Origin of the sequence: Arsenophonus nasoniae DSM 15247, from assembly GCF_000429565.1 — a bacterium.
In the GTDB taxonomy this organism is placed as follows: domain Bacteria; phylum Pseudomonadota; class Gammaproteobacteria; order Enterobacterales; family Enterobacteriaceae; genus Arsenophonus; species Arsenophonus nasoniae.
In genome coordinates this window covers 1-1,662 of sequence record NZ_AUCC01000216.1, presented here as the reverse complement: position 1 = coordinate 1,662, position 1,662 = coordinate 1, and the positions used below count along the sequence as shown (strand labels likewise).

Annotated in this window: 2 protein-coding genes; one reads left to right on the top strand and one right to left on the bottom strand. The window is 34.4% G+C overall.

What is annotated here, in order from left to right:
• Positions 1 to 483: 483 nt before the first annotated feature.
• Positions 484 to 1,185 carry an XRE family transcriptional regulator gene (locus tag G468_RS0117635; RefSeq protein WP_026824108.1) on the bottom strand — a complete coding sequence of 234 codons (702 nt, stop codon included), beginning with the start codon at positions 1,183 to 1,185 and terminating at the stop codon, positions 484 to 486.
• Positions 1,186 to 1,314: 129 nt separating this feature from the next.
• On the opposite strand from G468_RS0117635, the gene G468_RS0117630 reads away from it, so the two are divergent.
• On the top strand, positions 1,315 to 1,533 hold the full coding sequence (locus G468_RS0117630) for a transcriptional regulator (RefSeq protein WP_026824107.1): 219 nt from the start codon (positions 1,315 to 1,317) through the stop codon (positions 1,531 to 1,533).
• Positions 1,534 to 1,662 lie beyond the last annotated feature (129 nt).

Here is a 1,662-nt window from a genome sequence, read left to right as displayed (position 1 = left end):
ATTGCTGATCTAACCAAACATATTGACACCTTGGAAAAGTCTGCCATTCAATCTCCTCAAGGAGATACCCACTAACTAAAAACACAGTACTAACAGCTTTTTGTTCAAAGCGCCTAATTTCATAGGTGCTTTTTACATTCGTCATATTTTAAATCCTTATGAATTACTGTCGTCACTTGCCTTCATGTTCATACGCCTCAGGCTGGCTACTTAGCAACGTCTGGCAAAGTTTCAGATAACTCGGAGTATTGTCTGGCGTTTGCCTGTTGCAGTGAGTTGATGGACAGGATAATAGTCTTTTCTATTTTAATTGTCAATCGTAAAAACGATTAAAAGTAATGAATTTAAATAACTAAATAATAATATAGTGTTTTTTATCTAAAAAACGATTGCTGTTAATTTTGAAATGAAAAGTAGATTTGGAATGTATAAATTGGTTGAAGACTACTAAATGCCCACTTGGATAGCGGGCTGGTTATGTGTTTAATCGATTTTACTTGCTACATAATAGACTTTCCCTATTATTAACAGCTCTGATGCAGAAACGATCAATTCTGGGTAATCATCAGATTTATAATTTTTTAATTTGATTTTATTTTCGGGCAAACTGTAAAGTCCGCGTATCATAAATACACCACCATAAGATACTAAATAAATCTTACCATTTTTAATATCTTTTATGCTCGTATCCAGTGCAACGGTAGAGTTTTCTTGAATAATCGGTGACATGCTGTCATCAGGTGCAATTATTGATATTGAATCTTTAATTGAGCTTCTGGTTTCTTCAACTATATTTTTAGGTATTAAAAACATAGAATAAGTGTCCTTTTCACCCCTAACGCTAGGGGAAAGCACCCACTCAATGCGGTTATATAATTTTAGTTTGACAACATTATTATCTTTTTCATCAGTTTTACTCTTGTCCGTGTAATGCGATACAGAATCAATAATTAATTGATTATTAGATTTAATACCGTGAGCTTTCATCGTTCCAATACCATCTGAAAGCCATTCAGGATTAACATCTAAAACTTTTGCTATTTTTATTAGTTTTTTTGTTCCTAATGCGCCGCCACTCGTCAGTCGCCATACGCTTGATTGAGCCATTCCAACAGCTTTAGCTAAAGCGCCTTGACTGAATCCTTTTTCTTGCATTGCTTGCTTGAGTCTCTCTGAAAAGCTCACCTAAATAACCCCACGAAGATATTTGATCAAATAATATCGCATTAACGATATATACGCAAAATAGCAAATACGATTGACAGTTTATTAATTGATTCTTATAATCGGTTTTATCTATAGGAGATTCGATTAATGAAAAATTATGGAATAGAAGCTGCTATTAAAATAGCCGGAAGTCAGAAGGCATTAGCAAAAAAATGCGGATTGGCTCAATCGACTATTTGTGATTGGTTAAATGGTAAAAAACCAGTATCTCCCAAATCTGTACCTGATTTAGTTGAAGTCACGGGAGGTACAGTTCCAGCTTATCGTTTTAGACCTGATTTACCAAAGTTATTCCCTCATCACTGAAAGTGAATAATAAATAATTACAATTTTTAGTACCACCGCTCTTTAACAACCTGGCCTCCCTGAAATTGGGAGATTTATAAATTCCCAGCCCATCGGGAGGGAATACTATTATCTGAAACTTATGGAATT